The following is a 14920-nucleotide window of genomic DNA, read 5'->3' as shown; positions in this document are numbered from 1 at the left end:
CCCACTCCGTCATTCCCGCGAAGGCGGGAATCCAGACGCGCTACCGTCACGGCTCAGCTCGAAACGTTGGAGCTTATGAATCCCCGCCTCCGCGGGAATGACAGAGCGGCTCTAACGCTTGCCCCACCGCGCCGCCGCGTCGGCGTCACTATCGCGCGCCTCCACCCAGCGCGCCTCACCGCCGCGGGTCTCGCGCTTCCAGAACGGCGCATCGGTCTTCAGCCGGTCGATCAGATAGGCACACGCCTCCAGCGCCGCCCCCCGGTGCGGCGCGGCCGCCGCCACGAACACGATCCGCTCGCCCGGCGCCATCGGCCCGACGCGGTGAACGATCGTCGCCGCGCCCAGCGCCCAGCGGGCCGTAGCTTCCTCCGCCAGCCGCGTCAGCGCCGCCTCGGTCGCGCCGGGATAATGTTCCAGCTCCAGCGTCCCCACGCCGTCGTCGCTGCGGACGAGGCCGGTGAAGGTCGCGACCGCCCCGGCGCCGTCAGCGCGTTCGACCCCGTCCATCTCCGCCGCCAGATCGATCGGCGCGGGCGACACGTGGACGCGGATCATCCGCCGGTCACCGGCGGGAATAGTGCCACCTCGCGCGCGCCGGCGATCGGCGCGTCGAGCGTCACGAACGCCTGATCCACCGCCGCTCGCAACCGCGCCCGATCGGTCAGCGCCGCGCCGGACGCATCGTCGCGCGCCGCCAGCCAGTCGACCAGATCGGCAACGCTCGCCAGCGTGTCCGGCGCGTCCACGGTCTCGCTCGCCCGGCCCATGCCCTCACGGACCCAGGCGAAATACAGCATCTCGATCCGCATCGCGCTCAGTCCATGTGCTTCAGGCCGACGCGCAGGTAGTCCCAGCCCGTCACCAGCGTCAGCACCGCCGCGCCCCACAAACAGCCGAGACCGGCGACCTTGATCCACACCTGCGCCGGCAAGGCCCCCGCCAGGATCAGCGCGCCGAAGGCGACGAGCTGCAGCGTCGTCTTCCACTTGGCGAGCTTCGACACCGGCAGCGAGACCTGCAGCCCGGCCAGGAACTCCCGCAGCCCGGATACGGCGATCTCACGCAGCAGGATGATCAGCGCCGCGATCAGATGGACGCCGGTGATCAGCGCGCTGTCGTCGTGCCGCGTCCCGACCAGCATCAGGATGACCGCCGCCACCATGATCTTGTCCGCGATCGGATCGAGGAAGACGCCCAGCTTCGACACCGCGCCTTGCGCCCGCGCGAGATAGCCGTCGAAATAGTCGGTGATGCCCATCAGGCAGTAGAGCGCGAAGGCGATGGCGAACCCCGCCTCCCACCGCGGCCACCACAGAAAGGCGACGAGCAACGGCACCGCGACGATCCGCGACAGCGTCAGAAGATTGGGCAAGGTCAGCATCGTGGGTCTCTCCTAACCCGCTGCGGGCCGGGAAGTAATGATGTTTTGCATTCAGCTGCGAAACATGTGCGAGCGCCCTCCTCAACCGTCATTCCTTCGCAGGCGGGAATCCGGACGCGCTACCATATCGACGGAGCCACAGCGTCACAGGTTCTGGATTCCCGCCTGCGCGGGAATGACGGCCTACCCGGAGAAGCCCGCGCCGACCCAACCCCGGTTGGCGGCGCGCCGCCACTGGGCTATGCCCGCCGCAATCCTGCCACGATCGAAGGCCGTGTTTCGCATGATCAATGCTTTGGGGTTGCTGAAGCAGCGCCGCTTCCTGCCCCTCTTCACGACGCAGTTCCTGGGCGCCTTCAACGACAATCTTTTCAAGACGTCGATGGTGCTGTTCGCGACCTATGCGATCTTCAACGATCCGAAGGTGGAAACGATCTTCAACGCGGTCGCCACCGGCATCGCGATCCTGCCCTTCTTCCTGCTCTCCGCGCTGGCGGGTCAGCTTGCCGACAGCCACGATAAAGCGCGGATCATCCGCATCGTGAAGACCGCCGAAATCGGCATCATGCTGCTCGGCGCGGGCGGCCTGATGGTCGCACGCGCCGGCTATCCGCATGTCGGCATCGGGCTGATGCTGGGCGCGGTGCTGTTCCTGGGCGTCCATTCGACCTTCTTCGGCCCGATCAAATACGCGATCCTGCCGCAGCATCTAAAGGCACACGACGTCCTCGGCGGCACCGGCCTGGTCGAGGCTGGGACCTATCTCGCCATCCTGATGGGCACGATCATGGCGGGCTGGGTGCCGATCGAGGGCGCCGCGATCCTGGTCCTCGTCATCGCCGGCATTGGCTGGGTCACCGCCCGCGCGGTGCCGCCCGCGCCGCGCGAGGGGCCGCGATTGAAGCTCAACTACAACCCCTTCACCGCCTCGTTCCGCCTGATCCGGACGACGATGCACATCCCGCGGCTGTTCCTGGCGATCTGTGCGATCAGCTTCTTCTGGACGATCGGGTCGGTGCTCATCATCATCTTCCCACCGCTGGTGAAGAATGTGCTGACCGCCGACGAACGCGTCGCCAGCGGCGCGATCGCGATCTTCTCGGTCGGCGTCGCAATCGGATCCGTGGTCATCAACACGATGCTGAAGGGGCGGATCAGCGCGCGCTATTCGCCGGTATCGGTGATTGCGATGGGCGCGTTCGTCGTGTTGTTCTCGTTCCTGTGCCGCGGCTGGACGCCCGCGGCGCCGGGCCATTTCTACGATTGGGCGCAATTCGTCGCTCAGCCGCGGGCCATCCCGATCATGCTATCCCTGCTCGCCATCGCAACCACGGGCGGGATGTTCGTCGTGCCGCTCTACGCCTTCCTGACGACGACCGTGGAGAAGGACCAGACCGCCCGCACCGTGGCGGCGAACAACGTCGTCAACTCGGGCGCGATGACGCTGGGATCGATCGCGGCGATCGGGATCAACGTCGCCGGCGTTCAGGCGGTCGACATGCTGTTCCTGGTCGCCGCCATGTGCCTCGTCTCCGCATGGATTGCGCAGAGGCTGCATCTCGCCTGCGACTGAGGCAGGCGCGGGGCGTTCAGAACAGGAACGTATAAAAGCAGGTGAAGAAGGCGGCGAAGCTGAGCAGGAACAGCTTCCAGTCGCTGTCGTCGCTCTTGCGCGGATCGACTACCTTCGGCGGCGGCAACGCGCGACGGAAAGGATGCCGGGCGGATTCGTTGGTGAGGACGAGGCGTCTGGTCATGGCAAAGGTGTTAACGCCGCGTTTACGATTTGGACCAGCGGCAAAGGTGGTTAAGCCCCGCCTGTCCGATGGTGGGACAGTGATGGAGAGGATGAGATGAGCGTCGCCTTCCGCCGCGAGAGCGACGAAGAGCATCTGGAACCCAAGTTCGAACGTCCCCTGCCAGCCGGCCCCAACTGGGTAACGGCGGCGGGCAAGGTATTGATCGAGCGCCAGATAACCGACCTGGAAGCCAGACTGGCCGACGCCGATACCGAACAGGCGGAGGCGATCCGGCGCGACCTGCGCTATTGGCAGACACGGCGCACGACTGCGGTCGAGACGCCGGCGCCTGCCGACGGCAGCGCCGGTTTCGGCACGATCGTAACGATCCGGATGGGCGGCCGCACGCGCGAGATCGGCATCGTCGGGGATGACGAATCGGAACCGCAGGCCGACCGGCTGTCGTTCCAGTCCCCGCTCGCGCGCGCACTCATGGGGGCCGAGCCTGGCGATGTCCTGCCCTTCGGCGGCCGCGACGACGCGATCGAGGTGCTGGCGGTACGCGCGATCGACTGACACGGCCGCCCGGCACACCTGCGCAAAGGCATCGTCGCCTCAGCTCAGGCTAGGGCGCCCTGTGGCTTGCCCCGTGCTATCACGGGGGATCGCCGCCTTCGCCGGGATCACGGTCGGTCCAACCGCCTGCCCCAAAACGCAAAGCGCGCGCCGACCATAAGCCGACGCGCGCTCGCGTGATTCGTATGGCAACGTCGATCAGTCGAGACGGCGTGCCAGTTCCTTGTTGAGGCCCAGCGCCACCAGCGTACCGATCGCACCCGACAGCAGATAACCGCCCGCGGCGATCAGCCCGAACTCGCTGGCCAGCACCAGCGCGGCAAGCGGCGCGAAGCCCGCACCGAAGAGCCACGCAAGGTCCGACGTCAACGCCGCACCGGTGTAGCGCGCGCCCTTGGGAAAATTGTTGGTCACCGCGCCCGACGACTGGCCGAAGGCGAGGCCGAGCAGGATGAAGCCGCCAATCATGAACGCGAGCTCACCCGAGCTGCCCGCACCCAGCAGCTGCGGTGCGAAGCCGCTGAACACCGCGATCGCCGCCGCGGTATAGCCGAGCACCGAACGCCGCCCGATCCGATCGGCAAGCAGGCCCGAGATGACGACCGCGCCGAGCCCGAAGAAGGCGCCGACGATCTCGATACCCAGAAAGCGCGCGATGTCTTCCTTGGTGAACAGCGCCACCCAGGACAGCGGGAACACCGTCACCATGTGGAACAGCGCGAAGCTGGCGAGCGGTGCGAAGGCGCCGATGATGATGTTGCGCCACTGCGCCTTCACCGTCGCGGTCACGCGGCTGGGGGTCAGCTCGCGCGTCTTGAACAGCTGCGTGTATTCCGGCGTCACGACGATGCGCAGCCGCGCGAACAGCGCGACGACATTCAGCGCAAAGGCGACGAAGAACGGATAGCGCCAGCCCCACGACAGAAAATCGACCATATCCATGTTAGCGAGAAAAAATGCGAACAACGCGCTCGCCACGATCAGGCCAAGCGGCGCGCCGAGCTGCGGCACCATCGCATACCAGCCGCGCTTTTCGGCCGGCGCATTGAGCGCGAGCAGCGACGCGAGGCCGTCCCACGCCCCGCCCAGCGCAAGCCCCTGACCGATGCGGAACAGCGACAGCAGGATCGCCGACCAGACGCCGACTTCGGCATAACCGGGCAGAAAAGCGAGCGAAACGGTCGACGTACCGAGCAGGAACAGCGCGATCGTCAGCTTCGTGCCGCGGCCGTAGGTGCGGTCGACCCACATGAAAATCTGCGTACCGATCGGCCGCGCGATGAACGCCAGCGGGAATAACGCGAACGACCAAAGCGTCCCGGTCAACCGGTCGACATAGGGAAACACCAACGCCGGGAAGACGATGACCGAAGCGATGGCATAACAGAAGAAGTCGAAGAATTCGGACGTACGGCCGATGATAACGCCGATCGCGATCTCACCTGGACGGACCTCATGGTCGCCCCGCGTGTTGACGGCACGGGCATCGCGTTCAAGCGGTGCGGAATGGGCGGAAGCCACTGACATGTATCGCAGTCCTGTCGTCTCACGGCCCTTCGGCCACCGGTCGTCAACGCACGTCGCGCCCTTTCGGACGCAGCGCGCGCACGACCTTCTAGCGCGCGAACGGCGGGGGCGGGATAGGACAAAATGTCCTATTTTGCGGTGCAGCGAACGGGACTAGCGCGAATGACGATGCGAACCCTTCCGTCCTTCCGCGCGGCGCGCATGCGCACTGCCGCCCTCGCGCTCCTCGCGCCGGCCCTTTTGGGTGGGTGCGACCTGGTAGTGATGAACCCGGCCGGCGATGTCGCGCGGCAGCAGGCCCATCTGATCCTGTGGTCGACTGGCCTGATGCTGCTGATCATCGTGCCCGTAATCGCACTGACTGTCCTGTTCGCGTGGAAATACCGCCACACGAACGAAGACGCCGAATACCGCCCGAACTGGGACCATTCGACGGGTCTCGAACTGATCATCTGGTCGGCGCCGCTGCTGATCGTCATCGCGCTCGGCGCGCTGACCTGGATCAGCACGCACAGCCTCGACCCCTATCGCCCGCTCGCACGCATTGCGCCGGGCCAGCCGGTGGCCAAGAACGCGAAGCCGCTGGAAATCCAGGTCGTCTCGCTCGACTGGAAGTGGCTGTTCATCTACCCCGAACAGGGAATCGCGACCGTCAACGAGCTGGTCCTGCCCGTGAACCGTCAGGTCGTGTTCCGGATGACCTCGTCGTCGGTGATGAACACCTTCTACGTCCCCACCATGGCCGGCATGATCTACACGATGCCGGGCATGGAGACGCAGCTGCACGCCGTTCTGAACAAGCCCGGCCGATTCGAGGGCATTTCGGCGAACTATAGCGGCGCCGGCTTCTCCGACATGCGCTTCACCGTCGACGGTTTCGACGATGCCGGCTTCGCCAAGTGGGTGTCGGAAACGCGCAGCGCGCAGGGCAAGCTCGACAACGCGACCTATCTGAAGCTGGAGCGTCCGAGCGAAAAGGTACCTGCGATCCGCTACGCCGGCTTCGCGCCTGGCCTGTTCGATCGCATCCTCGGCATGTGCACCAAGCCCGGCGAAACCTGCATGCAGGCGACGATGATGAAGGATGGTGGGATGGACATGGGCCATGCCCCCCCCGTCAACGACACCGGCCACATGCGCGGCAGCGATTCGAAGGGCGCGCTGCAGAAGGAGCCCGAGGAAAAGGGCAGCAGCCCGCACCGCAATGCCCCCCGCCAGCAAGCCCCCGGCAGCAGCCAGCCCGGCAGCGAAGCCAATCGCAGCATGACCGCGATCGATCCGCTGCCCCTTCCCGGCGTTTCCGCCGTGGCCCGTTCGTAGGACCGACATGATGTCCGATAGCTTTCTCAAGACCATCTTCGGGCGCCTGACGCTCGACAGCTTCCCGATCCACGAGCCGATCCTGGTCGCGACCTTCATCATGGTCGCGATCGGCGGTGCGGCGGTGCTGGGTGCCCTCACCTACTTCAAGGTGTGGGGCTATCTGTGGAAGGAATGGTTCACCAGCGTCGATCACAAGAAGATCGGCGTGATGTACATGGTGCTCGGCATCATCATGCTGCTGCGTGGCTTTGCCGACGCGCTGATGATGCGCGCCCAGCAGGCGATGGCGTTCGGCGCCAACGAAGGCTTCCTGCCCGCGCACCATTACGACCAGGTGTTCACCGCGCACGGCGTCATCATGATCTTCTTCGTGGCGATGCCGTTCGTCACAGGCCTGATGAACTATGTCGTGCCGTTGCAGATCGGCGCGCGCGACGTGTCGTTCCCGTTCCTCAACAACTTCAGCTTCTGGATGACGGCGGCAGGTGCGGCGATCGTCATGGTCAGCCTGTTCGTGGGTGAGTTCGCCCGCACCGGCTGGCTGGCGATGGCACCCCTGTCGGGGCTCGATTACTCACCCGATGTCGGCGTCGATTACTACATCTGGGGGTTGCAGGTCGCCGGCGTCGGCACCTTGCTATCCGGCGTCAACCTGCTCGCGACCATCGTGAAGATGCGCGCGCCGGGCATGACGCTGATGAAGATGCCGATCTTCACCTGGTCCGCGCTCGCCACGAACACGCTGATCGTCGCCGCCTTCCCGATCCTGACCGCGGTGCTCGCGCTGCTCAGCCTCGATCGCTATCTCGGCACGCACTTCTTCACCAACACCATGGGCGGCAACCCCATGATGTACGTGAACATGATCTGGATCTGGGGTCACCCGGAAGTGTACATCCTGATCCTGCCGGCGTTCGGCGTGTTCAGCGAAGTCACCAGTGCGTTCTGTGGCAAGCGACTGTTCGGCTATACGTCGATGGTCTACGCGCTGCTGGTCATCACCATCTTGGCGTACCTCGTCTGGCTGCACCACTTCTTCACCATGGGGTCGGGGGCGAGCGTCAACTCGTTCTTCGGCATCACCACGATGATCATCTCGATCCCGACGGGCGCGAAGATCTTCAACTGGCTGTTCACCATGTACAAGGGGCGCATCCGCTTCGAACTGCCGATGATGTGGACGGTCGCGTTCATGATTACCTTCGTGATCGGTGGCATGACCGGCGTGCTGCTCGCCGTGCCGCCGGCCGACTTCGTCCTGCACAATTCGCTGTTCCTGATCGCGCACTTCCACAACGTGATCATCGGCGGCGTGCTGTTCGGCATGTTCGCCGGCATCAACTTCTGGTTCCCGAAGGCGTTCGGCTTCAAGCTCGACAAGTTCTGGGGCACGATCAGCTTCTGGTTCTGGGTCGTCGGCTTCTATGTCGCGTTCATGCCGCTCTACGTGCTCGGCCTGATGGGCGTGACGCGCCGCCTGCGCCACTTCGAGGATCCGTCGTTGCAGATCTGGTTCATCGTCGCGGCGATCGGCGCGGTGTTGATCGCGGTGGGGATCGGCGCCTTCCTGATGCAGATCTTCGTCAGCATCAAGAATCGCGACAGCTTGCGCGACGAGACCGGCGACCCGTGGCAGGGCCGCAGCCTGGAATGGGCGACCTCGTCGCCGCCGCCGGCGTATAATTTCGCGTTCACGCCCGTCGTCCGCGACGTCGACGCCTGGTACGACATGAAGGCGAACAATGCCGTGCGCCCGACCACCGGCTTCCGCGACATCCATATGCCGCGCAACACCGGTACGGGGGTCATTCTGGCCGGTCTGGCGGTGGTCTTCGGCCTCGCGATGATCTGGTACATGTGGTGGCTCGCCATCCTGTCCTTCGTCGGGATCGTCGCGGTCAGCATTGGCCACACCTTCAACTACGACCGCGACTATTACATCCCCGCGGAAGAGGTAACGGCGTGCGAAGACCTGCGCACGCAGCAGCTCGCCGCCCGCGCGGCACAGCAGCCTGCCCAAACCCCGGCAATGGGGGCCTGAGGAGCCATGAGCGAAGCGACCATCCCCCCGGGCACCCAGGCCCCGGTCTTCTACGAGACCGACGAACATCATCACGACGCCGGTGGCAGCACCATGCTGGGCTTCTGGCTGTACCTGATGAGCGACTGCCTGATCTTCGCCATGCTGTTCGCAGCCTATGGCGTGTTCGGCAGCAGCTACGCCGGCGGCCCGCAGCCACACGAGATCTTCGAGCTGCCGCTGGTGGCGCTCAACACCTCGATGCTGCTGCTGTCGTCGATCACCTATGGCTTTGCGATGCTGTCGATGAACGACGGCAACGTGAAGGCCACCCAGGGCTGGCTGGCGATCACCGGCCTGTTCGGCCTCGCCTTCCTGGGGATCGAGCTGTACGAATTTTCGAACCTGATCGCCGAGGGTGCCGGCCCGCAGCGTAGCGCGTTCCTGTCGTCGTTCTTCACGCTCGTCGGCACGCACGGCCTGCACGTCACCTTCGGCATCATCTGGTTGGTGACGCTGATGGTTCAGGTCGGCCGGAAGGGCCTGATCGCCGCCAACCAGCGTCGCCTGCAGTGCCTGTCGCTGTTCTGGCACTTCCTCGACGTCATCTGGATCGGCGTCTTCACCTTCGTCTATCTGCTGGGAGTGCTGCGATGAGCGCCCATGACACGCATGATCATGCGCACGACAATGCTCATGGCCATGGCCATTCCTCGGGCGAAGCGCATGGCACCCGCCGCGATTATGTGATCGGCTTCGTCCTGTCGGTGATCCTCACCGCCATTCCGTTCGGGCTGGTGATGAGCGGCGTGATCGCCGACGCGCGGATCACGGCGGGCATCTGCATGGCGTTCGCGCTGGTCCAGATCGTCGTCCACATGATCTATTTCCTCCACATGAACTCCAAGTCGGAGAATGGGTGGACGCTGATGGCGTTGATCTTCACCGTCATCATCGTGGCGATCTGCCTCGCCGGTTCGATGTGGGTCATGTATCACATGAACGCCAACATGATGCCGGGCATGACCGGCGGCGACATGGGGGCGATGTAGCCTCATGAATCGCCGGCGCGCGATCACGACCGGCCTGCTGCTGTTCGTGATCGCCGCGCTGATCGGACTCGGCGTCTGGCAGCTCGAACGCCGGACGTGGAAACTGGCGCTGATCGCGCATACCGAGGCGATGTTGGCGCAGCCGCCCGTGCCTGCCCCCGGACCGGATCGCTGGTCCATCATCGGCAAGGACGACGTCTACCGCCCCGTCGTCGTGCGTGGGCACTATCGCACCAACGCTGACACGCTGGTGCAGGCGGTGACGGAGCTGGGCGGCGGCTTCTGGGTGATGACGCCCTTCGATACCGACCGCGGCTTCACCCTGTTGGTCAACCGCGGCTTCGTCCCCGCCGACCGGCGAACCGGCATCGCCCCCTCCCCCGCCGTGCAATCGATCCATGGCCTGTTGCGGCTGAGCGAACCCGGCGGCGCCTTCCTGCGCACGAACGATCCGGCGGCGGACCGCTGGTATTCGCGCGACATCGCCGCGATCGCGGCGCGCCGGGGCATTGGCGGGGTCGCCCCCTATTTCATCGATGCGAGCGAACCCAAGAGCGGGTGGCCGCGCGGCGGGCTGACCGTGGTGCGGTTCCGCAACAGCCATCTGGTGTATGCGCTGACATGGTTCGGACTGGCCGCGCTGGTCGCGGTTATGGCGTGGCGGGTGCGGCGCCGGGTGTGAGTCGCCAGGGTTTCGCCCTCGCGCTCAATCCTCCAGTTTCGCTCCGTCGAGTATCCGTTCGACCCGCGCCTTGTCAGCTCCTGCGGCCTCACGCTCCGCCTTGGTGCGCCCAAACTTCGCGCGGTTTGCGTCGGCGAGCCTGCCCGCCGCGGCCCGATCCCGTGCCTTGCGGGCACGGCGGAAGTTGACCACCTCGCCCATCAGCGCCCCGCCCGCTCTTCCGCGGCGCGCTTCACCAGCCCCCAGCGGCGCCATTCGTCGCGCGCATCGGCCAGTGCCCGGTGCGCCGGCACGTCATGATCGCGCACCTCCCCCAGCACGACGGCATCGGCCACCGCCCGCCCCAGTTCGACATCCGGCACCACCCCGCGCAGGATCGCGGTCGCCGTCTCGCGCTGCGCCTCTTCGCTATCGCGCAACCGCAGCGCGTGGCGCGGCTGCTTCGCCGCACGCAGCAGCGCGCTCAGCCATTTGCCGTCCCACGACGGCGCGCTCGCGAACAGGGCATGGCCACTCAGCACATCGATCATCCGTTGCGCGACCACGTCATGCGGCGTGCCGTTCGCCTCGATCTCGGCGCGCGTGATATGGTGGATCGCCTCGGCCTCCTCGTCCCAATCCGACCATTGCAGCGGCGGACGGATCAGATGGCTTTCCTCGGTGCCGTCCTCGAACACCCAGGCGACCTCGATCGGATAGCTTTTCTTGGCGAGCGACGAGGCTTCGAAATCGAGGAAGACGAACATGATGCCTCAACGCCTACGCGCTGGGCCCGGGTCCCGTCTACTGCCCCGATCGCCGCCATGCTCCTGCCGCGAGCCGGCCGACCAGCGCAGGCACGCCCGGACGTACCAGCAACCAGTCGCGGATCGCCGGCCCTCGATCGGCACCGATCACCTGCTTGTAGCCGCTGTCGCCCGCCCCCCAGTCAACCCGCGTGATCCCCCGCGCCAATGCCTGCACGAGATTGCGGTAATAGAGCAGCTTGCCCGGCGAATGCTTGGCATAGGCGGGGTCGTAGCTGTTCGCGATCGCGTACGTCAGCGCCCCCGCGTCGAGATCGAACGAAAAGGCCGCAGGCTTTCCGTCGATGGTCAGCAAAGCCGCGCGCATCATCTGCGCCAGCACCGGGTCCCGCGCCGCCGCTCGCCAGAAGGCACCATGGCCTTCGCGCGTGAATTTGGCATCGCTGCCATCCGTGCGCGATGCGATCCAGCTCGCCTGCTCCACCGCCGCCAGATCGTCGAATGCCGCCGGCCAGTCCGCCCCCGACAGGAAGCGCCAGTCGGGCACGCCATGGCTCGCCAGATGCTTTTCGTGGAAGCGATTCTTGCGCAGCGTCGATCCGCGCGGCCACGCCCCCTCCTGCTGTCGCGCCGCCATGTCGAGCAGCCAGCTGTCCGCGACGAACCGGTCGAGCACCGCCCACCCCTGCCCCCGCGCTGCGGCGATCAGCGGCATCACCGCGGCATCGTCGTCATACACCGGCCCGATCCGCAGCATTGTGACTGCCCGTGCCAGCGCTGCCAGCGCCACCCGCAACACCGCCTCCCCCGCGTCGGCGGCGAGCGGAAAGCTGCGAAACGGCCAATAGCTGCCAGGCACCGCCGCAGCGCGCGCGAACCTCGGCCCGATACCGACGAACGGCAGCGCCAGCGCGGGCCGCCCCTCTTCTTCGACCACCAGCGTCCGGGCCCTGCCGCCATAGGCATCCAGCGCCGCAGCATACCATCCATAGCGCAGGAAGCCGTGCGTCGGCGCCGCTCGCGTCGCCACCGCGTCGATCGCCACGGACAGGCCATCGTCGATCCGCGCGCGCGCGGTGGGAGGCAGACGTTCGAACGTCGAAAGGCGCATCGGCAGCCGCACGTCCGCGGGTCTATCGCTCGATCGGCGGCGGGCAACGAAAAACTGTCGATCGCGGCCCCGCGATCGACAAACTGCCCACCCGACACGGATCGGCCCTTTCCCGCGGCGCCGTCCCGGATATGATGGCGCCATGCCCACGTTGCTCCAGGTGTCCACGATCGCGCAGACGATCCAGCTGTCGCTCGCGCCCGTCTTCATGCTGGCGGCGATCGGCCAGATCCTCAACGTGCTCGCCGGCCGCCTCGCCCGCGTCATCGATCGCGCCCGCGTGCTGGAGGAACGGGTCATCGCCGAAAGCGGCCGCGATCAGCAGCGCGACATCTGGGAACTGAAATTGCTCGACGAGCGCATGTCGATCATCAACGCGGCGCTGTTCCTGGCAGTGCTGAGCGCGGTGATGGCATGCATCGTCATCGCGATGCTGTTCGTCGCCAATATCGCGCGGCTGCACATCGGCACCGGCATCGCCTTTTGCTTCATCGTCGCGGTGACGCTGCTCACCTGTTGCCTCGCGGCCTTCATGTGGGAGGTGCGCGTGTCGCTCCGCGCCATCCATGTGCGGAAGGAGATCCTGTCGTGAGCCCCGCGGTGGAACGCCGCGCGCTGCAGGTGGTGGTGGCGCTCGCCTGCCTGGTGCCGCTATCCGTCGGCGGCTGGAGCGTGGCGCGGGGGCCCGACTTCCTCGGCCATCCGCCGGTGATCCCGACCGATCTCGACAGCCATTTCCGCTACATCTCCGGCATCTTCTTCGCCGTCGGTATCGCGTTTGCGACGTGCATCCCCGGGATTGAGCGAAAGGGCCCCCGCTTCCGCCTGCTGGGTGCGCTGGTGGTCGCGGGCGGCCTCAGCCGGATCGTATCGCTGGTGGCGGTCGGCGCACCGTCCGCGGGGCATCTGTTCGGTTTCGCGATGGAGCTTGGCGCGGTGCCGTTGCTGATGCTGTGGCAGTGGCGTCTGGAAAAGCGTCTTCGCTCCTAATTCACCCTCACCCGTTCGCGGCTTCGATTTCTCCGCCTGAAACGTCATCCCAGCCTTCGCCGGGATGACGTTCCATTAGGATCAGCGAGTCACCTCTAGCCCAGCCCCCACGTCCGCCTGCGCAAGATACCGCGGCGCCACGCGCGCCTTCGCCCGCTGCTCATAGGCATAACCTGCGCCCAGCACCGTCGCCTCGCCGTTCTTCGTCGCGATAAACGACAGCCCGACCGGCAGTCCTCTCGCCAGCCCCATCGGCACGGTCAAATTGGGATAACCGGCGATCGCGGGCAGCTCCGACGAGGACGGCCCGTTATATTGGTCGCCATATACGGGATCGCTCAACCACGCCTCGGCATAGGTTGGCTCGACCAATATCTGTGCGCCCGCCGCCGCCAGCATGCCGTCGATCGCACCACTCGCCGCCTTCAACGATTTGGCCCGCGCCGCCACATAGTCGGGATCGCGCAGCCCTTTGGTCTGCGCCGCCATCTCGAAAATCTCCTGACCGAAGAACGGCATCTCCTGCGTCGCATGATCGCGATTGAAGGCGATCAGCTGGTCGAGGTCGCGCGCCGTCACCGCCGCCGGCGTCGTCGCGAGATACGCGTTGAGGTCGGCCTTCAATTCGGTCTTCAACACCATGAATTCGGCATCGCCCACCCCATCGAGCTTGGGCGGCGTCACCGGCACCAGCACCGCACCCGCCGCGGTCAGCACGGACAGCGCCGCGTCGTAGCGCGCAGCGAGGTCCGCCGGCATATCCTTCGGCCGGATCACGCCGACGCGCATTCCCGACAGCGCGCTGACCGACAGCCCCGCCGCATAGTCGCGCGGAACCGCGCCCGCCGTCACCGGATCGGCGGGATCGGGGCCGACCATCGCCGAAAACAGCGCCGCAACGTCGCGCACGCTACGCGCCATCGGCCCGGGCGTGTCCTGCGAATGACTGATCGGCACGACATGCGTGCGACTGACGAGGCCGATCGAGGGCTTCAACCCGACAAGGCCGTTGATCGACGACGGACACACGACCGAGCCGTCGGTCTCCGTTCCCACCGCCGCCGCGGCAAAACTCGCCGCCACCGCCGCGCCCGAGCCGGATGACGATCCACACGCGGTACGGTCCAGCGCATAGGGGTTCTTCACCAGTCCGCCGACCGCGCTCCACCCACTCATCGCATGCGTCGAGCGGATGTTCGCCCATTCGCTCAAGTTCGTCTTGCCCAGGATCACCGCCCCTGCCGCGCGCAGCCGAGCCACCACCGGCGCGTCGCGGCCGGTGACATTGTCCTTCAGCGCCAGGCTGCCCGCCGTCGTCGCCATCCGGTCGGCGGTTTCGACATTGTCCTTGATCAGTACCGGCACGCCATGCAGCGGCCCCCGGATGCGCCCCGCCTTGCGTTCGGCATCCAGCGCCTTCGCCTGCGCAAGCGCGTCGGGATTGATCGCGATCACGCTGCGCAATGCCGGCCCCTTGCGGTCCAGCGCGGCGATCCGATCGAGATAGGCGCGTGTTACCTCGACGCTCGTCGCCTTGCCCGTGGTCATCAGCGCCTGCACCTGCTCCAGCGGTACTTCTTCGACCGTGACCCGACGCGCGACAGCCGGCGTTGCAAGCACGGCACTGGCCAGCAGAAAACCCAACGCAATCCGACGCATATCCATCCCCTTTGCGGCAGGATGCTAGCCGAGCGCACGGCCCGCACAAGTCCCCTCCCCACGCCCGCCCGCGATTGACGTGCTATTGAACCCGCGGCACCTCCGCGGCGT

The 14920-nt window shown here is 66.2% G+C and carries 18 protein-coding genes; 9 read left to right on the top strand and 9 right to left on the bottom strand.

Features of this window, described 5'->3' with window-relative positions:
- Positions 1-111 precede the first annotated feature (111 nt).
- The 3 genes from ACGVWT_RS10380 to pgsA are packed head-to-tail and all read right to left on the bottom strand — an operon-like array spanning position 112 to position 1384.
- Complete coding sequence (locus ACGVWT_RS10380; protein WP_315462430.1) at positions 112-558, bottom strand: molybdenum cofactor biosynthesis protein MoaE; 447 nt, start codon at positions 556-558, stop codon at positions 112-114.
- The gene (moaD, locus tag ACGVWT_RS10375) at positions 555-812 is read right to left on the bottom strand and encodes a molybdopterin converting factor subunit 1 (protein ID WP_315462431.1); all 258 of its coding nucleotides are present in this window, start codon (positions 810-812) and stop codon (positions 555-557) included. The genes ACGVWT_RS10380 and moaD overlap by 4 nt, the downstream gene beginning before the upstream one ends.
- Before the next feature lie 5 nt (positions 813-817).
- Positions 818-1384 (bottom strand): CDP-diacylglycerol--glycerol-3-phosphate 3-phosphatidyltransferase, encoded by a 567-nt coding sequence (pgsA, locus tag ACGVWT_RS10370; RefSeq protein ID WP_063688019.1) that lies wholly within the window; start codon positions 1382-1384, stop codon positions 818-820.
- A gap of 283 nt (positions 1385-1667) precedes the next feature.
- On the opposite strand from pgsA, the gene ACGVWT_RS10365 reads away from it, so the two are divergent.
- Positions 1668-2957, top strand: coding sequence for an MFS transporter (locus ACGVWT_RS10365; protein ID WP_063688017.1), 1290 nt, complete (start codon positions 1668-1670; stop codon positions 2955-2957).
- Positions 2958-2973: 16 nt separating this feature from the next.
- Here ACGVWT_RS10365 and ACGVWT_RS10360 read toward each other — a convergent pair whose 3' ends face one another.
- Entirely contained in the window at positions 2974-3141 is a 168-nt protein-coding gene (locus tag ACGVWT_RS10360; RefSeq protein WP_017977913.1) for a hypothetical protein, read from the bottom strand.
- Between the two features lie 96 nt (positions 3142-3237).
- Here ACGVWT_RS10360 and ACGVWT_RS10355 point away from each other — a divergent pair, with 96 nt between their 5' ends.
- Positions 3238-3699 (top strand): GreA/GreB family elongation factor, encoded by a 462-nt coding sequence (locus tag ACGVWT_RS10355; RefSeq protein ID WP_315462432.1) that lies wholly within the window; start codon positions 3238-3240, stop codon positions 3697-3699.
- A gap of 198 nt (positions 3700-3897) precedes the next feature.
- Here ACGVWT_RS10355 and ACGVWT_RS10350 read toward each other — a convergent pair whose 3' ends face one another.
- Positions 3898-5226, bottom strand: coding sequence for an MFS transporter (locus ACGVWT_RS10350; protein ID WP_315462433.1), 1329 nt, complete (start codon positions 5224-5226; stop codon positions 3898-3900).
- Between the two features lie 201 nt (positions 5227-5427).
- Here ACGVWT_RS10350 and cyoA point away from each other — a divergent pair, with 201 nt between their 5' ends.
- Genes cyoA through ACGVWT_RS10325 form a run of 5 tightly spaced genes read left to right on the top strand, consistent with a single transcriptional unit; the run spans position 5428 to position 10303 of the window.
- A complete protein-coding gene (gene cyoA / locus ACGVWT_RS10345) occupies positions 5428-6546 on the top strand; it encodes a ubiquinol oxidase subunit II (RefSeq protein WP_315462434.1) in 1119 nt (372 codons plus the stop codon).
- Positions 6547-6553: 7 nt separating this feature from the next.
- Positions 6554-8590 carry a cytochrome o ubiquinol oxidase subunit I gene (gene cyoB / locus ACGVWT_RS10340; RefSeq protein WP_315472054.1) on the top strand — a complete coding sequence of 679 codons (2037 nt, stop codon included), beginning with the start codon at positions 6554-6556 and terminating at the stop codon, positions 8588-8590.
- A gap of 6 nt (positions 8591-8596) precedes the next feature.
- Entirely contained in the window at positions 8597-9226 is a 630-nt protein-coding gene (gene cyoC, locus ACGVWT_RS10335) for a cytochrome o ubiquinol oxidase subunit III (protein ID WP_116462413.1), read from the top strand.
- Positions 9223-9621, top strand: a complete 399-nt coding sequence (gene cyoD / locus ACGVWT_RS10330; RefSeq protein WP_315462436.1) for a cytochrome o ubiquinol oxidase subunit IV — start codon at positions 9223-9225, stop codon at positions 9619-9621. Before cyoC ends, cyoD begins: the two co-directional genes overlap by 4 nt.
- A 4-nt stretch (positions 9622-9625) precedes the next feature.
- Entirely contained in the window at positions 9626-10303 is a 678-nt protein-coding gene (locus tag ACGVWT_RS10325; protein ID WP_315462437.1) for an SURF1 family protein, read from the top strand.
- Between the two features lie 24 nt (positions 10304-10327).
- Here ACGVWT_RS10325 and ACGVWT_RS10320 read toward each other — a convergent pair whose 3' ends face one another.
- Genes ACGVWT_RS10320 through ACGVWT_RS10310 form a run of 3 tightly spaced genes read right to left on the bottom strand, consistent with a single transcriptional unit; the run spans position 10328 to position 12172 of the window.
- Positions 10328-10504 (bottom strand): DUF4169 family protein, encoded by a 177-nt coding sequence (locus ACGVWT_RS10320; protein ID WP_315462438.1) that lies wholly within the window; start codon positions 10502-10504, stop codon positions 10328-10330.
- Complete coding sequence (locus tag ACGVWT_RS10315) at positions 10504-11049, bottom strand: transcriptional regulator (protein WP_315462439.1); 546 nt, start codon at positions 11047-11049, stop codon at positions 10504-10506. Before ACGVWT_RS10315 ends, ACGVWT_RS10320 begins: the two co-directional genes overlap by 1 nt.
- A 37-nt stretch (positions 11050-11086) precedes the next feature.
- Positions 11087-12172 (bottom strand): GNAT family N-acetyltransferase, encoded by a 1086-nt coding sequence (locus ACGVWT_RS10310; protein ID WP_315462440.1) that lies wholly within the window; start codon positions 12170-12172, stop codon positions 11087-11089.
- A 130-nt stretch (positions 12173-12302) separates the two neighbouring features.
- Here ACGVWT_RS10310 and ACGVWT_RS10305 point away from each other — a divergent pair, with 130 nt between their 5' ends.
- The gene (locus tag ACGVWT_RS10305) at positions 12303-12752 is read left to right on the top strand and encodes a DUF2721 domain-containing protein (protein WP_017977902.1); all 450 of its coding nucleotides are present in this window, start codon (positions 12303-12305) and stop codon (positions 12750-12752) included.
- The gene (locus ACGVWT_RS10300; protein ID WP_315462441.1) at positions 12749-13150 is read left to right on the top strand and encodes a DUF4345 domain-containing protein; all 402 of its coding nucleotides are present in this window, start codon (positions 12749-12751) and stop codon (positions 13148-13150) included. Before ACGVWT_RS10305 ends, ACGVWT_RS10300 begins: the two co-directional genes overlap by 4 nt.
- An 81-nt stretch (positions 13151-13231) precedes the next feature.
- On the opposite strand, the gene ACGVWT_RS10295 is transcribed toward ACGVWT_RS10300, so the two are convergent.
- On the bottom strand, positions 13232-14815 hold the full coding sequence (locus tag ACGVWT_RS10295; RefSeq protein WP_315462442.1) for an amidase: 1584 nt from the start codon (positions 14813-14815) through the stop codon (positions 13232-13234).
- Positions 14816-14920: the final 105 nt, after the last annotated feature.

The sequence above is a fragment of the Sphingomonas sp. S6 genome (assembly GCF_043498045.1).
Lineage (GTDB): Bacteria > Pseudomonadota > Alphaproteobacteria > Sphingomonadales > Sphingomonadaceae > Sphingomonas.
This window is presented reverse-complemented; position numbering and strand designations above follow the sequence as displayed.